At 46.9% G+C, this 23,328-nt stretch carries 25 protein-coding genes and 1 rRNA gene; 24 read left to right on the top strand and 2 right to left on the bottom strand.

Annotation, left to right across the window (positions count from 1 at the left end; all coding sequences use genetic code 11):
* Nucleotides 1-21 precede the first annotated feature (21 nt).
* The gene (locus V7R88_RS08870; RefSeq protein WP_054398503.1) at nucleotides 22-483 is read left to right on the top strand and encodes a MerR family transcriptional regulator; all 462 of its coding nucleotides are present in this window, start codon (nucleotides 22-24) and stop codon (nucleotides 481-483) included.
* Nucleotides 484-555: 72 nt separating this feature from the next.
* On the opposite strand, the gene V7R88_RS08865 is transcribed toward V7R88_RS08870, so the two are convergent.
* A complete protein-coding gene (locus V7R88_RS08865; protein WP_057717775.1) occupies nucleotides 556-1,665 on the bottom strand; it encodes a M24 family metallopeptidase in 1,110 nt (369 codons plus the stop codon).
* Nucleotides 1,666-1,928: 263 nt separating this feature from the next.
* Between V7R88_RS08865 and ccpA the strand changes: the two genes are divergently transcribed.
* From ccpA to V7R88_RS08770, 19 genes are all read left to right on the top strand, one after another.
* Nucleotides 1,929-2,939, top strand: coding sequence for a catabolite control protein A (ccpA, locus tag V7R88_RS08860; protein ID WP_003641542.1), 1,011 nt, complete (start codon nucleotides 1,929-1,931; stop codon nucleotides 2,937-2,939).
* A gap of 121 nt (nucleotides 2,940-3,060) precedes the next feature.
* A complete protein-coding gene (locus V7R88_RS08855; RefSeq protein WP_338816152.1) occupies nucleotides 3,061-3,933 on the top strand; it encodes a TIM barrel protein in 873 nt (290 codons plus the stop codon).
* A complete protein-coding gene (locus V7R88_RS08850; RefSeq protein ID WP_054398497.1) occupies nucleotides 3,926-4,246 on the top strand; it encodes a DsrE family protein in 321 nt (106 codons plus the stop codon). Before V7R88_RS08855 ends, V7R88_RS08850 begins: the two co-directional genes overlap by 8 nt.
* A 217-nt stretch (nucleotides 4,247-4,463) precedes the next feature.
* Nucleotides 4,464-5,192 (top strand): YebC/PmpR family DNA-binding transcriptional regulator, encoded by a 729-nt coding sequence (locus V7R88_RS08845; RefSeq protein ID WP_003641545.1) that lies wholly within the window; start codon nucleotides 4,464-4,466, stop codon nucleotides 5,190-5,192.
* Between the two features lie 136 nt (nucleotides 5,193-5,328).
* The gene (gene rbsK, locus V7R88_RS08840) at nucleotides 5,329-6,249 is read left to right on the top strand and encodes a ribokinase (RefSeq protein ID WP_057717774.1); all 921 of its coding nucleotides are present in this window, start codon (nucleotides 5,329-5,331) and stop codon (nucleotides 6,247-6,249) included.
* A 209-nt stretch (nucleotides 6,250-6,458) separates the two neighbouring features.
* Entirely contained in the window at nucleotides 6,459-7,433 is a 975-nt protein-coding gene (gene comGA, locus V7R88_RS08835) for a competence type IV pilus ATPase ComGA (RefSeq protein WP_054398493.1), read from the top strand.
* Nucleotides 7,372-8,418, top strand: coding sequence for a type II secretion system F family protein (locus tag V7R88_RS08830; RefSeq protein ID WP_054398491.1), 1,047 nt, complete (start codon nucleotides 7,372-7,374; stop codon nucleotides 8,416-8,418). The genes comGA and V7R88_RS08830 overlap by 62 nt, the downstream gene beginning before the upstream one ends.
* Entirely contained in the window at nucleotides 8,415-8,771 is a 357-nt protein-coding gene (gene comGC, locus V7R88_RS08825) for a competence type IV pilus major pilin ComGC (protein ID WP_054398488.1), read from the top strand. The genes V7R88_RS08830 and comGC overlap by 4 nt, the downstream gene beginning before the upstream one ends.
* Nucleotides 8,761-9,234, top strand: a complete 474-nt coding sequence (locus V7R88_RS08820; RefSeq protein WP_054398486.1) for a prepilin-type N-terminal cleavage/methylation domain-containing protein — start codon at nucleotides 8,761-8,763, stop codon at nucleotides 9,232-9,234. The genes comGC and V7R88_RS08820 overlap by 11 nt, the downstream gene beginning before the upstream one ends.
* Nucleotides 9,227-9,412, top strand: a complete 186-nt coding sequence (locus tag V7R88_RS08815; protein WP_225588532.1) for a histidine kinase — start codon at nucleotides 9,227-9,229, stop codon at nucleotides 9,410-9,412. The genes V7R88_RS08820 and V7R88_RS08815 overlap by 8 nt, the downstream gene beginning before the upstream one ends.
* Complete coding sequence (locus V7R88_RS08810; protein WP_057717773.1) at nucleotides 9,405-9,893, top strand: prepilin-type N-terminal cleavage/methylation domain-containing protein; 489 nt, start codon at nucleotides 9,405-9,407, stop codon at nucleotides 9,891-9,893. The genes V7R88_RS08815 and V7R88_RS08810 overlap by 8 nt, the downstream gene beginning before the upstream one ends.
* Before the next feature lie 172 nt (nucleotides 9,894-10,065).
* Entirely contained in the window at nucleotides 10,066-11,115 is a 1,050-nt protein-coding gene (locus tag V7R88_RS08805) for a class I SAM-dependent methyltransferase (protein ID WP_057717779.1), read from the top strand.
* An 11-nt stretch (nucleotides 11,116-11,126) separates the two neighbouring features.
* A complete protein-coding gene (locus V7R88_RS08800) occupies nucleotides 11,127-12,320 on the top strand; it encodes an acetate/propionate family kinase (RefSeq protein WP_057717772.1) in 1,194 nt (397 codons plus the stop codon).
* 321 nt (nucleotides 12,321-12,641) lie between these two features.
* Nucleotides 12,642-14,027: an amino acid permease gene (locus V7R88_RS08795; RefSeq protein WP_054398478.1), complete on the top strand. Its 1,386-nt coding sequence runs from the start codon at nucleotides 12,642-12,644 to the stop codon at nucleotides 14,025-14,027.
* Between the two features lie 497 nt (nucleotides 14,028-14,524).
* On the top strand, nucleotides 14,525-15,133 hold the full coding sequence (locus V7R88_RS08790) for a metallophosphoesterase (RefSeq protein WP_057717771.1): 609 nt from the start codon (nucleotides 14,525-14,527) through the stop codon (nucleotides 15,131-15,133).
* 69 nt (nucleotides 15,134-15,202) lie between these two features.
* Complete coding sequence (locus V7R88_RS08785) at nucleotides 15,203-16,588, top strand: bifunctional metallophosphatase/5'-nucleotidase (RefSeq protein ID WP_057717770.1); 1,386 nt, start codon at nucleotides 15,203-15,205, stop codon at nucleotides 16,586-16,588.
* An 18-nt stretch (nucleotides 16,589-16,606) separates the two neighbouring features.
* Nucleotides 16,607-17,236, top strand: coding sequence for a YutD family protein (locus V7R88_RS08780; RefSeq protein WP_054398473.1), 630 nt, complete (start codon nucleotides 16,607-16,609; stop codon nucleotides 17,234-17,236).
* 21 nt (nucleotides 17,237-17,257) lie between these two features.
* Nucleotides 17,258-18,049, top strand: coding sequence for a TIGR01457 family HAD-type hydrolase (locus V7R88_RS08775; protein ID WP_054398471.1), 792 nt, complete (start codon nucleotides 17,258-17,260; stop codon nucleotides 18,047-18,049).
* 43 nt (nucleotides 18,050-18,092) lie between these two features.
* Nucleotides 18,093-18,674 carry a TIGR01906 family membrane protein gene (locus tag V7R88_RS08770; RefSeq protein WP_237758867.1) on the top strand — a complete coding sequence of 194 codons (582 nt, stop codon included), beginning with the start codon at nucleotides 18,093-18,095 and terminating at the stop codon, nucleotides 18,672-18,674.
* A gap of 95 nt (nucleotides 18,675-18,769) precedes the next feature.
* On the opposite strand, the gene V7R88_RS08765 is transcribed toward V7R88_RS08770, so the two are convergent.
* A complete protein-coding gene (locus V7R88_RS08765) occupies nucleotides 18,770-19,426 on the bottom strand; it encodes a VTT domain-containing protein (protein ID WP_057717768.1) in 657 nt (218 codons plus the stop codon).
* Between the two features lie 163 nt (nucleotides 19,427-19,589).
* Here V7R88_RS08765 and V7R88_RS08760 point away from each other — a divergent pair, with 163 nt between their 5' ends.
* The 4 genes from V7R88_RS08760 to V7R88_RS08745 all read left to right on the top strand — a co-directional run bounded on the left by V7R88_RS08760 (nucleotide 19,590) and on the right by V7R88_RS08745 (nucleotide 23,158).
* Nucleotides 19,590-20,174, top strand: a complete 585-nt coding sequence (locus V7R88_RS08760; protein ID WP_054398465.1) for a peptidylprolyl isomerase — start codon at nucleotides 19,590-19,592, stop codon at nucleotides 20,172-20,174.
* A gap of 116 nt (nucleotides 20,175-20,290) precedes the next feature.
* A complete protein-coding gene (locus V7R88_RS08755; protein WP_057717767.1) occupies nucleotides 20,291-20,713 on the top strand; it encodes a CvfD/Ygs/GSP13 family RNA-binding post-transcriptional regulator in 423 nt (140 codons plus the stop codon).
* Complete coding sequence (locus V7R88_RS08750) at nucleotides 20,713-21,093, top strand: hypothetical protein (RefSeq protein WP_054398461.1); 381 nt, start codon at nucleotides 20,713-20,715, stop codon at nucleotides 21,091-21,093. The genes V7R88_RS08755 and V7R88_RS08750 overlap by 1 nt, the downstream gene beginning before the upstream one ends.
* Before the next feature lie 498 nt (nucleotides 21,094-21,591).
* Nucleotides 21,592-23,158, top strand: a 16S ribosomal RNA gene (locus V7R88_RS08745).
* Nucleotides 23,159-23,328 lie beyond the last annotated feature (170 nt).

The raw sequence follows: 23,328 nt of genomic DNA, 5'->3' as shown, positions 1-23,328 counted from the left end.
TGCTTTTGAGGAGGAATCACATTGTATTCAATCGGAGCGGTCGCTAAAAAGACCGGTATTTCAAGTTATACACTGCGCTACTATGATAAGGCGGGCTTAACGCCCTTTGTGAAGCGTGATAAGCAAGGCCGCCGAGTCTTTAATGATGAAGACTTAGATTCACTGGCATTGATTCGTTGTCTTAAGCAGACCGGGATGCCGTTAGAAGATATTCGCCAATTTATTAGCTGGTGTGCCGATGGGGATGAAACGATTGATCAACGGCTTGCAATGTTTGAAGAACAACGCCAGGCCGTTGAAGCACAAATCCACCAATCCTTATTGAATTTGCAAAAAGTCAATCATAAGATTGATGTTTATCGGCGTGCGAGTCAGGCAGGGAGTGAAGCTGCGGTTGACTGTGACGTGCTACCACTAAAAACGACGACGGCGCTGTTAGCCGAAGTGGCTGATTATGAAGCCGAACACCCGTTACCGGAATAGTACGGTATTAGAATGTATACCAAAGAGGGCCATCACGATATCAGCCGTGACGGCCCTCTTTGACATTGTTAATTAAAGGTCTAATACTTTCAATTCTTTTGGCGTGTGGGTAAATGGCTTAAAGCCGTCCTTCGTAACAACCCCACAGTCTTCGATTCGAACACCAGCGACGCCTGGAATGTAGATCCCAGGTTCTACTGAGAAACACATGCCTTCAACGAGTGGCATGTGGTTACCAGCCATGATTGAAGGAAATTCGTGGTCAGTTTGGCCGATTCCGTGGCCTAACCGGTGAATGAAGTAGTCGCCATAGCCGGCTTTGGTGATGATATCGCGCGCAATTTTATCGACATCTTCAGCGGCCATGCCGGGCTTGATGGCCGCTTGAGCAGTTAAGTTGGCTTCAAGACAGACATCAAAGATTTCCTTTTGCTTAGCGCTCGGTTGGCCGTACGCAATTGTCCGCGAAGCATCAGAAGCATAGCCTTCATACATGACGCCGAGGTCGAATAAGACTAATTCGTTTGGCTTGACCTGAGTTTCGTTAGTCGCACCATGGGGGTTGGCAGCATGTTCGCCAGCTTGGACCAAAGTGTCGAAGCTCATTTCCATGATACCCTTTTTCATTAAGGCATACTGTAATTCGGCGGCAATCTGCTGTTCAGTACGACCGGCCTTGACAGCGGCAAATCCTTGTTCAAAAGCAAAGTCAGCCCATTTACCGGCAATGTTTAGTTTTTCAAGTTCGTCGGCTGTTTTGACTAACCGTAATTGTTGAATATAAGGTGATAGATCCTTATCGAAGTGGGCCGCTGGGAATTGCTGTTTGAGGGCGGTAAAGCGGTCTAACGTCAAGTTACCCGTTTCAAGGGCCCAAACCTTAGAATCAGTCAATTGGGCGCGAATGTGGTCAGCAATTAGCGCGTATGGATCTTCATGGTCGAGGTAGCCGAAAACTTTGTAAGGCCAGCCCATCTCCTTGATTGCTTCAACTTCGAGAGCGGGTGCAAAGAGAAATGGTTCCGCATCCGCGAAAACAAACAGTGCTAATGTCCGTTCGTAGGGGTTGCTCTCAAAACCAGTCAAATATGAAATTGTGTGAAAGTTACTAATGTAGGTCACGTCAACGTGATTATCTTGGGTCCACTGACGGACTTGTTGCAGTTTCGTATAATCTGTCAATTCAAACACTCCTTAGATAAAATAATAGATGATAATACTAGTATAGCGCTGTTGATGATAAAAAGCTGAGAATAATGAGCCCAAACTAACAATCTTCGTGTGGTAAATCTTGCATTTTGAAAACAAGTAGGGTATTATTTTCATGAAAGCGATTTCAATAGCAATCTTAAGTTGCATTGGAAGCGTAATTTTGCTATATTGGTTGATGTTGCATGAAAACGAATGAAAACATATGATACCAAGCAAGAAAGGGCTATTTTTATATGGAAAAACAAACAGTAACAATTTATGATGTGGCACGCGAAGCGGCGGTTTCAATGGCCACAGTTTCACGAGTCGTCAATGGTAATCCCAACGTTAAACCCGCAACGCGTAAAAAGGTACTAGCTGTCATCGAACGGTTAGATTACCGGCCTAACGCAGTTGCACGAGGGTTAGCAAGTAAGCGTTCAACTACGGTCGGGGTAATCATCCCAGACGTGACTAACATTTACTTTGCGGCGTTAGCACGCGGGATTGATGATATTGCGATGATGTACAAGTACAATATCATTTTAACGAACTCCGATGATGCGGGTGAACAAGAAGTCAACGTGTTGAATACGTTGATGGCTAAGCAAGTTGACGGGGTCATCTTTATGGGTAACCATATTGATGATAAGCTCCGGGCTGAATTCAAACGGGCCAAGGCACCAGTGGTTTTAGCTGGGACGGTTGATCCGAACAATGAAACGCCAAGCGTTAATATCGACTACGCTGCAGCTGTTGAAGAAGTGGTCACTAACTTAATTGCCCGTGGTCACAAGAAGATCGCGTTGGCTTTAGGCTCATTGTCACAATCAATCAACGCTGAATACCGACTGACGGGTTACAAACGGGCCTTAACCAAGGCTAAGATTCCGTTTGACGACGCCCTCGTTTATGAAGCGGGCTACTCATATGATGCTGGGCGGAAGTTACAACCAGTCATTGCGGATAGTGGCGCTACTGCGGTATTCGTTGGGGACGACGAAATGGCGGCTGGTCTTATCAACGCAAGTATGGAATCCGGGATCAACGTTCCAGATGACTTGGAAGTTGTGACGAGTAATGATACGATCATCACCCAAATCACGCGTCCAGCCATTACCTCGATTACCCAACCATTATATGATATTGGTGCGGTTGCCATGCGGATGTTAACTAAGTTGATGAACGATAAAGAACTTGACGAGAAGACGGTCACCTTGCCATACGGCATTGTTCGGCGCGGCTCAACCAAGTCTGCTGATTAGGTTCGGCTGTCTGCCAGCTAGTGACATTGGCATAATTTAGAACGATAGCGTTATACTAGGTTTGGAATATTTATTCCAAGCCTTTTTGGTTTTGGAATGCGTGAAAGGATGAGTTAAACGGATGACACAACTAGTAATGCGGCCGCGGCCCGGAAAAATCAAGTTAGGCTTGAAGGCGTCTCAGGCGCCCGCACAATTAATGGATCGTTTGCAATATCAACCCGAGGTATTTGAGTTCTTTACCAGTGCGGCTGACTTCGAACCAGCCGCGTTTCAAGCGCTTAAAACGGCCGTCCAATTTGTAAAGACGAATGTTACCGAGCAAATTGTGATTCATCACCCCATGAGTTATCAAGGTGTTCATCTTGATCAATTGCTCGATCCGCATCGTGAAGCTGCGGCGTACCAATTCCTACAAACGAGTACGGCCCAGTTACTTGCGTTAGCGACAGAATTGGATGTCAAAGTGCTCGTGCACGGTGGCTACGGCAGTGACAGTGGGCGCTTGATCGATGAGTATGAGTCGTTGCAGGTCGCCCGTGACATTGTCTTTGAGCGGTTGGATGACTTGGTTCGTCAGGCGAATGGACATGTCATGATTGAAAATGGCGTAACGGCCAGTTATATGTATGGTGACCCACAGTTAGATGAGCGTATCATTCAGCATCATTATCCGCTGGTTTGTGATTTAAGACACGTCTTCATTGCGCTGCACGGCGATATGGAATTGACCATGTTGGCGTTGAAACGGCTGGCACCGCTCATTCAGCATTATCATCTAGTCGATTCGATGGGGAAGCAGCATGATAGCTTGCCTTTAGGGCAGGGGTTGATCGATTGGCAACGGGTGTTACCAGTTCTTAATCCGCACGCTACCATGATTTATGAAGTACCGGATGAAACGGATGCGACCTGCGTTAACATGTTGAGTAGTTATCACTATCTCCGTGCAATTGAGTTACGGTCGATCGAGGGAGGCCAAGCAAATGACTAACTTAGTGGTGCATGTCGATGAGCCAGCTAAGGTTGCAACGGCCATCAGTAATGTGCAGAATTTTTTGGCAGTACGGCCAACTAGTACGGTGGTGGTCGTGGTCAACGGACCAGCTATCACGACGCTAACAACTGGGGCCTGGGAGCCACTACAACAGACGTTACCGCAAGTTGAAATTGATGCGTGCCATAATGCCATGGCGAGTCATCAAATGACTGCGGCCCAACTTCCCGCCCACGTGACGGTGGTTCCCGCTGGTGTGGTGCGAATCGTTGACTTGCAAGCCGTGGGTTACGCGTATTTACGGCCGTAACAGCAGATTATCGTGGTCGTGGTTGTCAGCTACGAACTGAGATTTCAAATCTGAAAGTGGGCGCAATGACGAAAATGGGCCATTAGCGCTACAATAAAAACCGCAGAACTTGGATACCCTTGGTTCTAGTGCTTGAAATCGCTCGCTTTTTTTGCTATCATACTTTACGTATGTTTATCTACTAAACTGAAAATAAATATGAAAGAAGGAGTCACACATGTCAGGACATTCAAAATGGCATAACATTCAAGGACGTAAGAACGCCCAAGATGCTAAACGTGGGAAAGTTTTCCAAAAGATTTCCCGTGAACTTTATATGGCTGTAAAAGCCGGGGGTCCTGATCCAGATTCTAACGCACAATTGCGGTTAGTTATGGATAAGGCCAAAGCTGCCAACATGCCTAAAGATAATATTAAACGGGCGGTTGATAAAGGTAGTGGCTCCGGTGCGGAGAACTACGAAGAAGTTACTTACGAAGGCTACGGCCCTGGTGGTATCGCCGTTCTGGTTCACGCATTAACTGATAACAAAAACCGGACTGCTGCGGCTGTTCGTTCAGCGTTCACGCATCATGGTGGTGCCTTAGCTGCAACTGGTGCGGTTAGTTACATGTTTGATCGTAAGGGTTACATCGTGATTAGTCGCGAAGATTTAGATACTGACGAAGATACGATGTTGATGGACGTTTTAGATGCTGGTGGCGATGATTTACAATCAAGCGACGAAGCGTTTGAAATTTACACTGATCCTAAACAATTAGCCGCTGTTCGTGACGCACTCGAAGCTAATGGTTACAAGTTGGAAACAGCTGAATTAACCATGATTCCTGAAAACTTAACGGACGTTCCTGCTGATAAAGTGGAAAAGTTACAACACATGATTGATGAATTGGAAGATAACGACGACGTATCAGAAGTATACGAAGCTGCTAACTACCCAGATTAATGATGAAAAGACGTGGTTCTTTGATGACAAATCAAGAACCACGTTTTTTATTGCTTAAAATATTGGTAAAACGAGTGCGTCTAACAGGTCAGTTTGCTAAAATTAGAGCAGTTGAATACTGAAGGGACGAATAATCATGAATAAAGTAACCGTACTAGGTAGTTTGAATGTTGATACGATCTTACGTTTCAAGCGTTTTCCTAAGCCTGGTGAAACACTACCGTTGACTGGTAAGAGTGTCGCTGGTGGGGGTAAAGGGGCTAACCAAGCTATCGCAGCCGCTCGTGCTGGGGCCCAGACGACGTTTATCGGCAAGGTCGGCACTGATCAAGAAGGGACGTTCATGGTGCAACAGTTGACCGATAGCGGTGTTGATGATCAATACGTTCAACACAGCGATGCGGCCAATACTGGTTCCGCGTTCATCCTGTTAGATAGTAGTAGTGAGAATCGCATCTTGATTGATGGCGGGACTAACCAGCAGGTCACGGCTAAAGATGTCGAACGGGCTCAATCCGCGATTAGCACGAGTACTTTTTTGATTGCACAGTTTGAAACACCGATTGCAGCCACGATTCGAGGGTTTGAATTGGCCCAGGCGGCTGGACAAAAAACAATCTTGAACCCGGCACCCGCTACCACGACGGTACCCGCTGAACTACTAGCGACGACCGACTTAATTGTGCCTAACGAAACGGAGACGGAAACGCTGACCGGCGTGCACGTTACCGATGAGCCATCAATGATTCAGGGGGCGCAGAAGTTGCAAGCGCTCGGCGTGGCCAACGTAATCATAACGGTTGGGAGTAAAGGTGCTTTCTGGATGCGCGGTGCTGAGCACGGGTTCGTCGCAGCCTATAAGGTCGAAGCCGTTGATACGACCGCAGCTGGTGACACCTTTATCGGGGCCCTCAGCTCGGTCTTAATGCCGGACTTTAGCAACTTGGCTGCTGCGGTGCGGTTTGCTAACCGGGCTTCCTCGATAGCCGTCCAAAAATTGGGGGCTCAACCATCGATCCCAACTAAGGAAGCCATTGAAGCGGCCGAACGGGCTTAATTGGCTCATACTGGGATGCTTGCTTAGGCGTGATGGCAAGTGTGGACCGGGGTTGAGGGTCATAAATCAAAATATAAGATGATGAGCTGTTCTGGAAATAATAGGATATTTCCAGACAGCTTTTTTGATGCCAAAATAAATGTCATTTTTTTCGTGGAAAGTGGCCGTGGTTACGAAACTAATTATTGAAAGGAGCGTGATTATGATAAATGGTGATTGAAGCAGAGTTGAACGAAATCATTCAGGCAGCCGTGGATCAGCGAGCCAGTGATATTTATTGGTTACCCACGGCAGAAGGGTATCAGGTATTAGTACAAGCAGCCGGCAGTCTACGAGCACTTACTCAGATTACGACTGAGTTAGCGCAGCAACTAATGAATCACATCAAATACCGGAGTAACATGGCGATCAGTGATCATCGGCGGCCACAGTTAGGGGCGATGACGTTAACACTGTCAGAACAAACCTTAAACTTGCGAATCTCCGCGGTTGGGGACTTCCTGGATCGTGAGTCGCTGGTCGTTCGCTTATTGTATGAAGGCACAGCCCAAAAACTGAGCTATTTAGTGCCCCAGCAACGCCAACAGTTGAGTCAACTAATGGGGCGAACAGGGTTGATCTTATTCTCGGGGCCGATGGGTTCTGGCAAAACTTCCACGATGTACGACCTTGTGCGGCAACTTCGTGGTCAGCGATTAGTCATGACAATCGAAGATCCCGTGGAAATCTATGAGCCGCAATTTTTACAACTTCAAGTCAATGCGCCGGCTCAGATGGCGTATGGGGATCTGTTGAAAGTCGGATTACGCCATCATCCAGACGTCTTTATCATCGGCGAGATTCGTGATGCTGAAACGGCCCGGATTGCGGTACAGGCTGCGCTAAGTGGTCACTTAGTTTTGAGCACTATTCATGCGCGGGGGGTCTATGGGATTATTCCCCGGTTGACACAATTGGGGGTGGAAGCTGCCGTTTTAGAACAGGCGTTAACGGCGTTGTCTTATCAGCGCTTAGTTCCAGTGACGGATGGCAGTGTGGCGACAATTTTTGATACGGTCGTCTTACCGCATACTATGCCTAAAACGTCACAGATGATGACTGAAAGGTGGGCGGAGTTAATTGATGAACAATTGGCAGCGGGCCGTCTTGATTATGCGACGGCCAATCAACTTAAGGAAGCGTAAGCGCCTTTCGATTGCAATGCAGGCGAAGCTGTTTGAAACGCTGGCGGACTTGCTAGGCAACGGCTTCTCATTTCAACAAGCCTTTCAGTTTGCATTGGATGTGGAAGGTCCGGCCTTTCAATCCTTGCAACCTGCATTGGGGCGCTTAGCTGCGGGCGATGATTTGTCTACGGCGTTGCGCCCATACATTGCGGTAGACTTGTATTACCAATTTTTGATTGCAGAGACTCACGGTGAATTACGAAGGACCTTGACACAGGCTGGCCAATTGATGCGGGCGCGTGCGGAACAGGGACGCCAAATTCGACGGTTGTTACAGTACCCGTGTCTGCTGATAGCCCTCTTACTAGGAACTTTAGGGACGGTCAAGGCGGCGATTTTACCGAGTTTGGCTCATGGCAGCAATGGTAGTGGGGTAATCGCGAGGTGGCAATGGTTCAGTGGTATCGCGGCAATCATCTTATTGATTTGCTTACTACTGGTTGGCCTCCGAGTCAGCCGGCTACCTAGCCGTCAGCGCTATCAGTGGTTAGCCAAAGTCCCGGTGATTGGGCCACTGATCAGAAACTATTGTGGGTATTATTTAAGCCTGAACGCGGCGATGTTATTGACGGGTGGTTTAGGGATTCGGGGTATTTGCGAAGTCAGTCAGCATTTCCAAACTAAGGCGCTGATTTACCAACAAGGACAGGTCATCGAGCGGGCGTTGTTGACGGGAGCTTCGTTGGTCACGATTATCCAAGGCGATCGTTTATTACCCGATGAATTAGCACTATTAGTCGGTAAGGAGAGCCCGGCGGAACAGTTGAGTCAAGAATTACTATACTTTGCAACGTTGCAGTACGAACGCTTGATTCGGCAATTGAACCGGATGATTGGTTGGATTCAACCAGTCATGTTTGGCATTATTGCACTTGTTGTTGTTGGCACGTACTTGAGCCTATTATTACCGATGTATCAATCAATGGGGGAGATTTTAAAATGACATTATTAATGAAACGCTTGATGAAAAAAACGACGGTACCACGGCGCGGCTTTACCTTGATCGAAATGGTGATCGTATTAGCAATCATCAGTCTTTTGATGTTGATTGTGGTGCCCAATTTGAACCAACAACGTAAACAGGCGGCCGGTCGCCAACAAGAAGCACTTACTGAGGTCGTTCAAAACCAAGCTGAGATGTATGCGAACGATACGGGTGCGACAGTTACGGATGATGCCAAAATGTTAACTGAACTTCGTGATAAGGGATACATCAACGAAGGACAGTACAAGCAGGCGACGGCCCAGGGGATTAGTCCAGTACGGCCGCAACCCCAAAATGTAGTTGGTGGTTAAGCGGCGGGGATTTACCCTAATCGAAACGGTAACAGTCTTGGCAATCGTAGCTAGTATGGCGGTAATTGCCGTGCATCGATTTCCCACGCGTCAACGACAACAGAACGCGGAACAGGCGTTTTGGCGTGAGTTACAAACGATGTGGCAGCAGCAGACCTTAACCGCCAGTGTAACGGGTCACCCCCAGGTCGTGAGTTTTCGTGGCACGGAAGTCGTGACTTGGGGTGGCAAGCGTGGTCGGCCCATCACCGGACCACAGTGGCATCTGCCCTTACCAGCAACGTTAAAAACGGAGCGTGGGCGTGATATTCAGATTCAGAAAAATGGGCATCCAGAGCTAGCGGTAGTTGTTTTTAAATCGCAATTACAGCCAAAACGTAAAATCAAACTGAATGCTTTAATGGGGTGGGGGGCCTATAAAGTCACACATGTTAAAGACGCGAATGGGTTTCTTGATGATTGAAACAATCACCGCCCTGGGGTTGTTGATGGGTGGTCTGATTGGGTTTGAAAGCTTGGAGATCATGATGCAGTCACACGAACGTCAGACCTTGCGGGCGATTCAGACAGCTAGGAAGCAATATGAAGACCGGCAACGCGAGCTGTTACTATCCGGAGCACCGGAGCCAGCGCATGATTAGGCGGCGCGGTTTTACGTTAATCGAAGCCGTTGTGGCGTTAGCAATCATGGGCGTGGTGATGACGACGCTCTTTCAGGGTCAGCGTAATTTGGTTCGGCGCACCCAAGTGGATTTACCGACAGTGGAATGGTATTTGATGCTCCACGAGCTTGAGAATCCGGATCATCATTTTGTGGTAGCGCATATTTCAGATGAAGGTGGCCTGACGCCGGGGAAGGCAGTTCATTTAGTGAATACGGTCACGGGTAAACAGTATTTATTGACGTATTACCATATCCTTCATCGAATTGCGTTGCATCACTATGGTGGTGGCGAAATCCAGCTAATTAGAGGCGTTCGTCAATTTCACGTTGACGATGATTTGACCCTGACGATGACGACTGACAAGGGCATTCATTTTCAGGCCCAATTACTTTTGCCGGATCGGAGGGGAGCGATGGATGAAGAAGCGACGCGGAACGATTCTGATCTCGGTGATTAGCTTATTGTTGATTGGCGGGGCGTTCGAATCGCAACGATACGTTAATTTTCAGTCTCGGCAGACGCTATATCGCCTAATTTTGCAATCCTATGAGCATCCTTATCAGCATAATTTTTCCCGGTGATGGGGGCGCGAACCCCGTGACTTGAACTTAATCCGTAAAATCAGTAATATGGTTAAGGATTACAGATTTTGCGGGAGGGTGAGTATTCTGGCACAAGCAGAAACCGAGACGCTTTTTCAGGTCTTAGATCAATCAGTTCAAGTTTTGATGCAACAACTATCCGTTTCATACGTAGACGCACTCATTGAGACTGGTGATAATTTATTGAGCCAATCCGTGCACGTTGAGGATGGAAAGCCGAATCCGGAGCAGACGGCGGCGTTAACAAAGCTCTATCAAACGATCGACTTAAAACAATTGGACGCCGAAACGATTCGCCGTGCGCTTCAACTAGCCTTATTAAAGGCGATTCATAATGATCGTGTGGATCCAAATCATCAAATGACACCAGACTCGATTGGCCTGTTAACAGCCTATTTAATTGCTAAGTTAGTTGGTCCTACGACAGATTTGTCGATCTTGGACATTGCCGTCGGAACTGGAAATTTATTGACCACGGTCATGAATCAGCTGCAAACGGATCGCCCACATTCGATTCAAGGCTACGGGGTCGATAATGACGATAATCAGTTAGCAATTGCCGCCATGAGCATGGACCTACAGCGTTCAGCGGTAGAGTTGTTCCATCAAGATGCAATTGATCCACTAGTAATGCCGAAGACGGCCGTTGCAATTGGTGATTTGCCAGTAGGGTATTACCCATTAGATGACCGTGTCCAAAGTTTCCAGACTAAGGCGACGAACGGTCATTCTTATGTTCATCATCTGATGATGGAACAAGCAATGGCGCATCTATTACCTGGTGGTTGGGGCGTTTTCCTCGTTCCAACAACGATTTTTCAGTCACAGGAATCGCAAGGGCTCTTAAAATGGATGAGCACTGCGGCCTATCTTCAAGGTCTGTTGAACTTGCCAACGAACCTTTTCCTTGATGAAAAATCAAGAAAATCAATTGTTGTTTTACAGAAACATGGACAACAGGCCCAGCAAGCGGGTAAAGTATTACTAGGCGACTTCCCATCATTTGAGGACCAACGTGCTTTTCAAGCATTTACGGCTCAAATCGATGCGTGGGTCGACCAGAATATTATTCGCTAGGAGTGTGTCGTTTGGGGAAGACCATTGCCATCAACGCCGGAAGTTCGACGTTGAAATTTAAGTTATTTGAAATGCCACAGGAACGGGTAATTGCACAGGGGGCTGTTGAACGAATCGGGTTCAAAACCTCCCCGGTCAATATTCGCTATGGTGTTGATCATCTTTATCAGGAGACGGCGATCGTCGCGGACCATTTAACCGCCGTGAATATTGTCTTGGATGAGTTAATCAAATTGCGAATTATTGACTCATATGATGAAATTACTGGGGTCGGTCACCGGGTCGTTGCCGGTGGCGAGCAGTTCCATGATTCGGTTCTGATTACGGACCAGGTGCTTAAACAGATTACGGATCTGGCCGAATATGCACCATTGCATAATCCGGCCAACGCGGTTGGCATCCGCGCTTTTAAGCGGGTGCTACCACATGTGCCCGCTGTCGCTGTCTTTGATACGGCGTTCCATGCCAGCATGCCGGCAGTGAACTATCTTTACTCGTTGCCGTATGAGTACTATCAACGGTATGGTGCACGCAAGTTTGGCGCTCACGGAACCAGCCATCGCTACGTTGCGGCGCGGGCGGCGAAGTTATTGAATCGCCCCCTTAATGCGTTGAAGTTAATTACGCTGCATTTAGGTGCAGGCAGTTCAATCACGGCGATTGACCATGGCCAGTCACTAGATACCTCGATGGGCTTCACGCCGTTAGCCGGGATTACGATGGCAACGCGCTCAGGTGATGTGGACCCATCACTGGTGGTCTATCTCATGAAAAAGCTCAATATCAGTGACCCAGATGAGATGCTCGCGATTTTGAATACACAGTCTGGCCTCCTGGGCCTAGCTGGCTCTGCGGATATGCAGGAACTGGAGGCGCGTTGTGATGAGGACCCACAGGCACAGTTAGCAATCGATATTTTTGTGAATCGAATTGTTAAGTATGTGGGTGCCTATCTAGCTGAGCTACAAGGCGCGGACGCCTTAGTGATTACGGCTGGAATCGGTGAACGGGATGCGCGTATGCGACAACGGATCGCGGATCGGTTGACCTACTTTGGGGTCGCAATCGACCCGAATAAGAATCAGGTCAGTGGGGTTGAACGGGACTTGAGTACGACGGATGCAAAGATTCGGACGCTACTCATTCCGACTGATGAGGAACTCATGATTGCGCGGGATGTTGAACGCGTGGCCGCCAGTCAGTAAGTCATTCAATCTCCATATCATTATAAAGTTCTAAGAAGGCACGCGGATGAAAGTCCGGGTGCTTTTTTAGACATCAAAGTGAAAGTTATTCATGCTAATATGCGTTGCCTTCACTTTATTCACGTCTCATCAATGGCCACTTGATTAGTCAACTTACAAAGTTGAATCCCGTCAATGTAGGCAAGCGAACGCTTACGCGCACATCAGTTGCATTCTCTTAACAAATAATGGTATAGCCCAATTTTGCGATTTTTGAGAGCGCAGCCTTTTGAATGCCGGGAACTTGCCCGCTATAATAATTTCAAGAGGAGTGCAAAGATAATGACGAAAGAAAATTCACAGCCTGCGACGGAACAACTTTCGCGAGGCTTAAAAAGCCGCCATGTGCAATTAATTGCCATTGGCGGCACGATTGGGACCGGACTGTTCTTGGGAGCCGGTCAATCTATCCACTTAGCTGGGCCGGCGATTCTGATCGCGTACTTGGTGACCGGGTTAGTGTGCTTTTTATTAATGCGGGCGTTAGGTGAACTACTATTATCTGACCTCCACACTCATTCATATATCGATTTTATTAAGCAATACTTAGGTGATAAGACCGGTTTTGTGGCCGGATGGACGTATTGGGTCTGCTGGATTACGATTGCGATGGCCGAAATAACGGCTGCTGGTGAATACATGCAGTTTTGGTGGCCCAAGCTACCACAATGGCTTCCTGGACTAGTCATCTTGATTTTATTACTGGGCTTGAATTCAATTAATGTCTCGGCGTTCGGTGAAACCGAATTTTGGTTTGCAATTATTAAAATTGCAGCTATTTTAGCATTAATTGCAGTCGGCATCGGCATGGTCTTATTTAGTGTTAAGACCCCTGTCGGTCATGCCAGCCTGACAAATTTGGTGAGTTACGGCGGCTTTATGCCCCACGGGATCAAAGGTTTAGTGCTTTCTTTTCAGATGGTCCTATTCAGTTTTATCGGCATTGAAATGGTCGGCATGACGGCTTCTGAGACTGCCGATCCGAAGACGGTGATTCCCAAAGCAATCAACGATATTCCAGTTCGGATTATTTTATTTTACGTCGGATCACTATTCTTCTTGATGTGCATGTACCCGTGGCAATACTTTTCGGCGGCACACAGCCCGTTCGTACAAGTCTTCACCAACTTAGGAATTCGCTCTGCCGCCGCAATTATCAACTTTGTGGTGCTGACGGCTGCGGCTTCCAGTTGTAATAGTGCCTTATTTAGTACCGGTCGGATGTTGTTCTCATTAACGTATGATGGCAAGAGCAAGTTTGCCAAACGGATGGGGACACTATCAACACGGCAAGTTCCGCGCAATGCGTTGTGGTTCTCGACGCTGGTGATTGGATTGTCGGTCATCTTGAATCTGCTAATGCCCGGGAAAGTCTTCTCACTGATTGCAAGTGTATCGACCACGTGCTTTATCTTTATTTGGGGCGCCATCGTTGTTGCACATATCAAGTATCGGCGTCAAGCGGGTAGTCGAGCTAAAGTGAAATTTCGGATGCCACTATTTCCGTTATCTGATTACTTTATTCTAGTGTTCCTAGCGTTCATCGCCGTGGTGCTATGCCTGAAATTTGAAACGTTGATCGCACTACTTGTATCAGCGGTCTGGGTGGTTGGTTTATACGCCGTCAAGATTGTCAGTGACCGGGTTCGCCAATGGACTCATGGCTAGTTAGCCCGCATCAGGAGTTCGGGTTGGTTATCAAGTCTATTATTACTGAAGTGCGCCTGACTGCCATCGCAGTTAGGCGCACTTTTGGGCTACTCAGATAGGACTTGCGGGGGACACTGGTTCTCCAGTTTCAGCGATGACGAAGCACGGGCCTAAAACTGTTCTAGTGCCTTTTAGTACGGTGCGCGGTACAATAATAAATGACTAACGCGTTGTACGAATTGTTTCTCGTATGATGCATGATTAAAATCGATGGCTTAATAAGTTCGACAGCCACCAACTTTGACTCGCTGGAAAGTTGCGCTTGGTATCAACTTGCTGGGTTCGTGTGTCAAATGCTGACCTGCAGTTGGACCGTGATTCGGATGGTTAACATGGACGAATGCACGTCGACGAACGAAAATTCATCAGGTTGATCATAACTCACGACAGTTTGCTAGGCTCGTTACGTCTGGCGGATGTTATAAATGTAAATATACGAATAAGAGGTTTAAATAATGCAATACTTTACGTCTGATACACATTTTTATCATGCTGATTTGTTGGGGGACAACGACTTTGCGCCCCGGCCGTTTCCAGATGTGGAGACAATGAATCAAACGATTGTTGACCATTGGAATGCCCGTGTGACGGATCAGGATACGGTCTATCACTTGGGTGACGTGGCGCTGTACTTTACGCGGCCAGCGAAACTGTCTTATGAGCGCGTTTTTGCGTTATTGGCACAACTGAATGGCAAAATCGTTTTTATCAAGGGCAACCATGACTCGCGGGCTTTCTTTAAGTATTTAGCCGCTCATGATCCCCAGTTGAATGGTCAGCCGAAGTTTGAGTTTCACGACGTCGGGGTGCTGATTAAGTATGACCACCGCCAATATTATATGACGCACTATCCGATGATGATGGGAATCGTCAAACAAATTATTAATCTGCACGGGCATATTCATCACTACGCAGTCAACGTCAAGGAAAACATCAATGTGGGTGTCGATACACCAGAAGTCGACTATTTAGACCATTCTGTGCCGTTTGGAACACCATTTTCACTGGCCGAGATCGAGCAGATGGTTGACGGCAAAGCTATCGATTTTGCCAAGCGCCAGTAAGTGAGTGCTTGACCGACTTTGGTGAATGCTTTAGGATTAACAAAGACAACGATTGAGGGGCGATTAACCGTGGACGAACAAGTCACGATTCTGCATACCAATGATATTCATTCGCATTTTGAAAATTGGCCACGTATCCAACGGTATTTGTTGACCGAACGTGAGCAGCGTCGGCAATCCGGAAGCCATGTGATCACCGTCGATCTCGGCGACGCGGTTGATCGGGCCCACCCACTCTCAGAAGCCACTCAGGGGCAGGCCAATGTTGCCCTGCTGAACGGAATCGGTTACGATGCGGTCACGATTGGCAACAATGAAGGCTTGGGTTTAACGCACGGCGCCTTAAATCAGTTGTATGATCGAGCTAATTTTGATGTCATTCTCGACAATTTGACGGATACGGCGACGCATTTGCCGCCGCGGTGGGCGTTACCGGCCAAGATCATCACGACTGCGCGGGGGACGCGCATCTTATTGCTGGCATTCACGGCGCCATTCACGTTGACCTACCCGTTGAACGGCTGGACACCAGCCAGCGTCAAGACGCGACTACCAGAATTATTGCGCCAGTACGCCGGTCAGTATGACGTGTTAATCGTGATGTCCCACCTTGGTATCAATGTCGATCGGTGGTTGGCCAAACAGTTTCCGGTAATCGATGTCGTTATTGGCAGTCATACGCACCATCTACTGGTGAATGGCGAGCTGAAAAACGGTGTCCTGATTGCGGCAGCTGGTAAGTATGGCGAGTACATTGGTCAAATTGAACTGACGATTGACGGTCAGCATCATGTTAAGACGGCTGTGGCCCATACCGTTGCGACGGCCAGTTTGCCAATCGTGACCGGTGATGAAGCGTTGATTGCCGGTTGGAAACAACAGGGTGAAACATTACTCACCCAGCAAGTTGTCGCCAAGGTGCCGCAGCAACTGCGGCCGCATTGGCACCATGCCAGTGATTTGACGGCCTTGGGACTAGCGGCTATTACGGATTACGCCAAAACCGACTTGGGTATGTTGAATGGCGGCTTATTCATGCGGGATCTTCCCGCGGGCATCGTCAACCAAAATGATTTGCATACCATGTTGCCACACGCGATGCATGTTATTCGAGTAACGCTAAGTGGCGAGGCGTTGTGGCGTTTGGTTTATGAGATGGAGTTAGTCCGGCCGTTTTTGAATAAGTTTCCAATTAAAGGAATGGGATTTCGTGGTCAGGTCTTCGGTTATATTCAGTACCAGGGCCTTGCATGGGAAGCAGAGCAACACGGATTGCTCGTAAATGGTCAGCCGGTCGATCGGCACCAAACTTACCAGATTGCGTTATTGGATCATGACCTATTCATTCCGTTTTTCCCGACCATTAACATCAGTGGTCGAACTGAGATATTATTTGAAGCAATGTTAAGAACGGTCGTTGGCGATTATTTAGCGCGTCAATGGCCGGTTAAATAAGAGAAAGGTGGTGTCAATGTGAATCGCGAACATATTGATGAACTAGCTGAACAACAAGCGGAACGGCGGCGTAATTTGTATCATGGGTTACGAACTGATAAGACCCACTTTGAAGTTAGCAAGCACCCGTTTGAAATCGTGTATGATTATCGCCAAGGGTTTGACCTCGACAAGTTCGTTGAGCGTTACAGCTCAATCCTAAATAAGTATGATTATATTGTGGGTGATTGGGGATTTGAACAATTACGGTTGAAAGGCTTTTTCCGTGATGATATGAAGGATGTCCAACGCTCACAGACGATCGGCGCGGTCCAAGACTATCTGTACGAATATTGTAACTTTGGTTGCGCCTACTTTATTGTTAAAAATGAGCGGGTCATCAAACCTAAACGCGCGAGTCGGCCACGTAAGGACGACCGGCGTGGGAAGAAGAATACGACTAACCGGCAATCCCGTGCTCGCAGTAATCGTAGTAGTAGTCGCAGTAAGCAACGGCGAAAGTCGCATAATTTTACCACTAAGCAGAAGGCCGCACCGTTTACTGAAAAGCGGCGGCAACCGGCGAAAGTCACGGCTGGCAACGGTAATCAAGCACGGACAACGAAGCAGAGTAGTGGTAAGCGCCACTTTACAATTCGACAAAAGTAGGAACAGAGAGAGGTATTTTGATTGGGTAAGTACAAGGGTTATTTAATTGATTTGGATGGAACAGTTTATCGTGGTCGGGAACGGATTCCTGCTGCTAAACGGTTTATTGAACGACTACAGGCTAGTCAGACTGATTTTTTGTTAGTGACGAATAATACCACTAAATCACCTGAGGATGTTGCCGCTAACCTAGCGGATAATCATGATATTCATGTGAGTCCCGCCAACGTTTATACGGCGGCCTTAGCGACGGCGGATTATGTTGACGACCTTGCCGGTGACGGTGATAAGACGATGTATGTCATTGGTGAGCTCGGGTTGAAGGGGGCCATGTTGGAAAAAGGCTTCAAATTCGATGAGCAAACGCCCCGGTTTGTGATCGTCGGTCTGGACTATGATGCGACTTATCACAAATTTGAGCTGGCGACGCTCGCAATCAAGCGCGGCGCCAAGTTCATTGGAACCAACGCGGATACTAACCTTCCAAATGAACGGGGCTTAGTGCCGGGTGCCGGTTCGGTGATTGCGATGGTCGAACGGGCCACTCAACAACGGGCCACTTATGTTGGTAAGCCAGAGACGATTATTATGCAGAAAGCGGTCGACCGAATTGGGCTTGATAAGCACGATTGTGTGATGGTTGGGGATAATTATATGACGGACATCTCAGCGGCGATTAACTTTGGAATAGACTCGTTGTTGGTATATACCGGCGTGTCAACTCCCGAACTAGTGGCGCAACAGACCGTTAAACCAACTAACGAGATCAACTCTTTGGACGAATGGGACCTAGACGATGGTGTGGTTAAATAAATGCAAAAATACGGTTCAGTGGCTTAGTCTCTACTTATGGCTAGTGAGCGGTACGATAATTATCACAATTAATGCGAGCTGGTTGTATTTTGTCAACGCGGTTGGTCAGCGGTTGGGTGCCACTGTGAATTTGACACTGGGCCAGTTGATGACAAATTACTATCAGTTACTCGCTTATCTTAATTTTCCGTGGGTTCCCAAATTGGCTATGAATGATTTTACGGATTCGACAAGTGCGTTGGTGCACTTTGCGGATGTCAAGAATCTGTTCATGCTTGATTACGGGGTCTTTATCGTCACGAGTGTCGTTGTCTACTTTTTTTGGCAGCGACTACGGCGGGACCGCCAATTGTGGCGGTTAGTATTGCCAATGCAGACGGCCCTCTGGGTGCCACCAGTAGTGGCCGTTATAATGGCTATCAATTTTGATCAGTTCTTTATCATATTCCATAAGATCCTCTTCCGTAATTCGGACTGGTTGTTTGATCCGCTCCTGGACAGAATTATTTTAGTCTTGCCGGATACGTTCTTCGGCCAATGCTTTGTTCTGGCGTTTATCTTGGTGGAGTGGGCGTTTATTTACTTACTCAGTATCGGGAAACAGGCGTTACGCGCGGCTGATTAGTTCGGAATGGTTGCGGTGTGGATTGAGTTTTAGATTGAATGAAAAATACCGACCAGCTCATATCAGCTGGTCGGTATTTTTGTGATTGGATTGAGTTACTCTTCGTTTTCAGTTGGATGGCTGAAACGGGCACGGATGGCAGAGAAAACGGCCGGAATCAGTGAGACAAGGATGATTCCAATCACGACCATTGAGAAGTGTTCCTTAACGAACGGAATGTTACCGAAGTAGTAGCCACCACCACAGCAGAGAATGACCCACAAGGCACAGCCGATAACGTTGTAGCGGATGAATTGTTGATATTTCATTCGTGAACTAGCGGCTACAAACGGGACAAAGGTGCGGATGATTGGCATGAAGCGTGCAATGGTCACGGTGATACCACCATGCTTTTCAAAGAATTTTTCGGACTTGGCTAACTGCTTCTGATTAATCAGTCTACCAAACCAGGATGTCTCAGTTAAGCGTTCCCCTAAGGAGTGACCAATATAGAAGTTAAGTGAGTCACCCGCCAAGGCTGCCACCAAGAAGAGAATGACAAAAGTCCAGATATGTAGGCCATAGGTTGGATTAGCGGCGAGTGCACAAGCTGCAAATAAAAGGGAGTCACCGGGTAGAAAAGGTAAAATGACCGCGCCTGTCTCAATGAAGATGATGGCAAAGAGAATTAGGTAGGTCCAGATTCCAAAACTATTCACGATGGTGACTAAGTGTTGGTCGATGTGCAACACAAAATCAATTAAAAAACTCATGGTTACCTCCAAGTAATGTGAAATTAATCCTATCTAGGTTACCAGAAAATGAATTGAAATACTATGCTTAGTCGTTAATCGCAAGAAATCCTTACAAATGGCTAGCATTTAATTCGGTTCTCTTGTATTATCAAGTTAATCTTAATAGAAAACGGGTGATTTTGTGGCATTTCCACAATTAGATTTAAGTCAGGTCGATGGACCAAAAGCAACAATCAAAACTAACTTTGGTGATATTAAGGTTCAACTATTTCCAAAGCAGGCCCCAAAGAGTGTTGAAAACTTTGTTGGTTTAGCTCAGAAGGGTTACTATGATGGCATCATCTTCCACCGTGTTATTCCTGATTTCATGATTCAGGGTGGCGATCCAACTGGTACTGGCATGGGTGGCGAAAGTTTGTGGGACAAACCATTTGAAGATGAGTTCTCCCAAGAAGTTTTCAACTTGCGGGGCGCATTATCAATGGCCAACGCTGGTCCTAATACGAACGGTAGTCAATTCTTCATCGTTCAAAAGCCACAATTAGATGCTGGGATGAGTGATCAGATGAAGCAAGCTGGTTATCCAGAAGAAATCGTGACGGCCTATGGTAATGGCGGGACGCCTTGGTTAGATTTCCGGCATACAGTTTTTGGCGCAGTTAGTGATGGCATGGATATCGTTGATAAGATTGCGGCTACTGAGACTGGCATGCAGGATAAGCCAGTTAAAGATGTCGTGATTGAAACCATCACAATTGAAGATTAGTTACGTTTGGAAGAAATCTGCCGTTGCGGATTTCTTTTTTTATAATTAGGATTTTGCAATCCGTTGTATTCAGGTTATAATATTGGGGATTATAATTTTTACGAAACGCAGAATGAATGAGAAAGGATGGTAATATCGTGAGCAATTATCGAATCGGCATGCGGGTGCACGGACGAATTACGGGTATTCAACCTTATGGCGCTTTTGTCACCTTGGATGGTGAACATCAGGGGTTAATTCACATTTCTGAGTGTCACGAAGGGTATGTTAAGAGTATTACTGAGTATCTGAAAGTCGGTCAAGCGGTCGATGTCATTATTTTGGACGTTGATGAATATACCGGCAAAATTAGTTTATCGTTACGCTGTATCGAGCATCAACCGCATCCGACGGTCAATGATTTAGAAATCTACAAGACGTTCCGCCACAAGCATTTTTGGACGAATCGGCACGTGCATGCAGGATTTGAACCCATCGCTAATAATTTAGCGCGTTGGACGTCAGATTCATTGAACCGACTGAAGGCGGGTGAGTATTAGTGCAAAAGCAAGTTGCAGGAACAATTATATACAATGACCAGCAAGGGTCACATTTTTTGGTTAAGCCTTCTGTTCGTGGCTATAACTTTTATGAGCTACCAGTAAGAGCAGGGTGCTCACCATTAGCGTCGGTGTTATGGGATTTCCGGCATACAATCGGTATTGATGTTGACCAACTACGCTTGTACGACTCTGTTATGGCCGAGCTGGATCAGGAAAAAGTTGCCGTTTTTGTATTTGATCATCTTATTGTTGATGAACAGGTACGTGCTAAGTTTGAACAGCAGGGCCTTGAGTTTGTACTAGCAAGCAAGTTGCATGAGCTGTTTGCGAGCGTCCACGTGAGTGAAACGACACCGTTTATGAATTTATCAAAATAAATTCAAATAAAGGGTTGACCTGCATACTAATACTTGATAATATATATCTTGTCGCCGCGAGCTCAGCTGTTAAATAGCTAGCCACGGGCACTTGCATCGTTTCATTTCAAAATGTTGTTTATGAATAAATATTCAAAAACATCAAAAAAGTTATTGACATGAATAATCGCTAATGATAAGATGGTTCTTGTCGCATTGATTGTTCAAGCAGTTGAGGAATCACCGATTATATTATGGTAATAACGTTTCAAATCATTTGCATAGTTATTCAACTTCTTAAATAAAGTTGTTGACAAGAAAATGACGAAATGATATTATGTAATAGTTGTGTTAAGCAATTAACACGCGGAATTAGATCTTTGAAAACTGAACAAAGTTTCGACGAATCAAATGTGTAGGGTCTCTTGATTTTGAATCAAGAGCAAAACATTTGCGAAGTCAATTCGCTAGCAAATAAATTTTAGTACAACATTAAATGAGCTTTTTAGAACTCATCATTAATTTGAGAGTTTGATCCTGGCTCAGGACGAACGCTGGCGGCGTGCCTAATACATGCAAGTCGAACGAACTCTGGTATTGATTGGTGCTTGCATCATGATTTACATTTGAGTGAGTGGCGAACTGGTGAGTAACACGTGGGAAACCTGCCCAGAAGCGGGGGATAACACCTGGAAACAGATGCTAATACCGCATAACAACTTGGACCGCATGGTCCGAGTTTGAAAGATGGCTTTGGCTATCACTTTTGGATGGTCCCGCGGCGTATTAGCTAGATGGTGGGGTAACGGCTCACCATGGCAATGATACGTAGCCGACCTGAGAGGGTAATCGGCCACATTGGGACTGAGACACGGCCCAAACTCCTACGGGAGGCAGCAGTAGGGAATCTTCCACAATGGACGAAAGTCTGATGGAGCAACGCCGCGTGAGTGAAGAAGGGTTTCGGCTCGTAAAACTCTGTTGTTAAAGAAGAACATATCTGAGAGTAACTGTTCAGGTATTGACGGTATTTAACCAGAAAGCCACGGCTAACTACGTGCCAGCAGCCGCGGTAATACGTAGGTGGCAAGCGTTGTCCGGATTTATTGGGCGTAAAGCGAGCGCAGGCGGTTTTTTAAGTCTGATGTGAAAGCCTTCGGCTCAACCGAAGAAGTGCATCGGAAACTGGGAAACTTGAGTGCAGAAGAGGACAGTGGAACTCCATGTGTAGCGGTGAAATGCGTAGATATATGGAAGAACACCAGTGGCGAAGGCGGCTGTCTGGTCTGTAACTGACGCTGAGGCTCGAAAGTATGGGTAGCAAACAGGATTAGATACCCTGGTAGTCCATACCGTAAACGATGAATGCTAAGTGTTGGAGGGTTTCCGCCCTTCAGTGCTGCAGCTAACGCATTAAGCATTCCGCCTGGGGAGTACGGCCGCAAGGCTGAAACTCAAAGGAATTGACGGGGGCCCGCACAAGCGGTGGAGCATGTGGTTTAATTCGAAGCTACGCGAAGAACCTTACCAGGTCTTGACATACTATGAAAATCTAAGAGATTAGACGTTCCCTTCGGGGACATGGATACAGGTGGTGCATGGTTGTCGTCAGCTCGTGTCGTGAGATGTTGGGTTAAGTCCCGCAACGAGCGCAACCCTTATTATCAGTTGCCAGCATTAAGTTGGGCACTCTGGTGAGACTGCCGGTGACAAACCGGAGGAAGGTGGGGATGACGTCAAATCATCATGCCCCTTATGACCTGGGCTACACACGTGCTACAATGGATGGTACAACGAGTTGCGAACTCGCGAGAGTAAGCTAATCTCTTAAAGCCATTCTCAGTTCGGATTGTAGGCTGCAACTCGCCTACATGAAGTCGGAATCGCTAGTAATCGCGGATCAGCATGCCGCGGTGAATACGTTCCCGGGCCTTGTACACACCGCCCGTCACACCATGAGAGTTTGTAACACCCAAAGTCGGTGGGGTAACCTTTTAGGAACCAGCCGCCTAAGGTGGGACAGATGATTAGGGTGAAGTCGTAACAAGGTAGCCGTAGGAGAACCTGCGGCTGGATCACCTCCTTTCTAAGGAATATTACGGAAACCTACACACGCGTCGAAACTTTGTTTAGTTTTGAGAGATTTAACTCTCAAAACTTGTTCTTTGAAAACTAGATAATATCAAATATATTTTTTCATAATGAAACCGAGAACACCGCGTTTTTTGAGTTTTTTATTGAAGTTTAATTATCGCT

This window comes from Lactiplantibacillus argentoratensis, assembly GCF_037290055.1.
In the GTDB taxonomy this organism is placed as follows: domain Bacteria; phylum Bacillota; class Bacilli; order Lactobacillales; family Lactobacillaceae; genus Lactiplantibacillus; species Lactiplantibacillus plantarum.
This window is presented reverse-complemented; position numbering and strand designations above follow the sequence as displayed.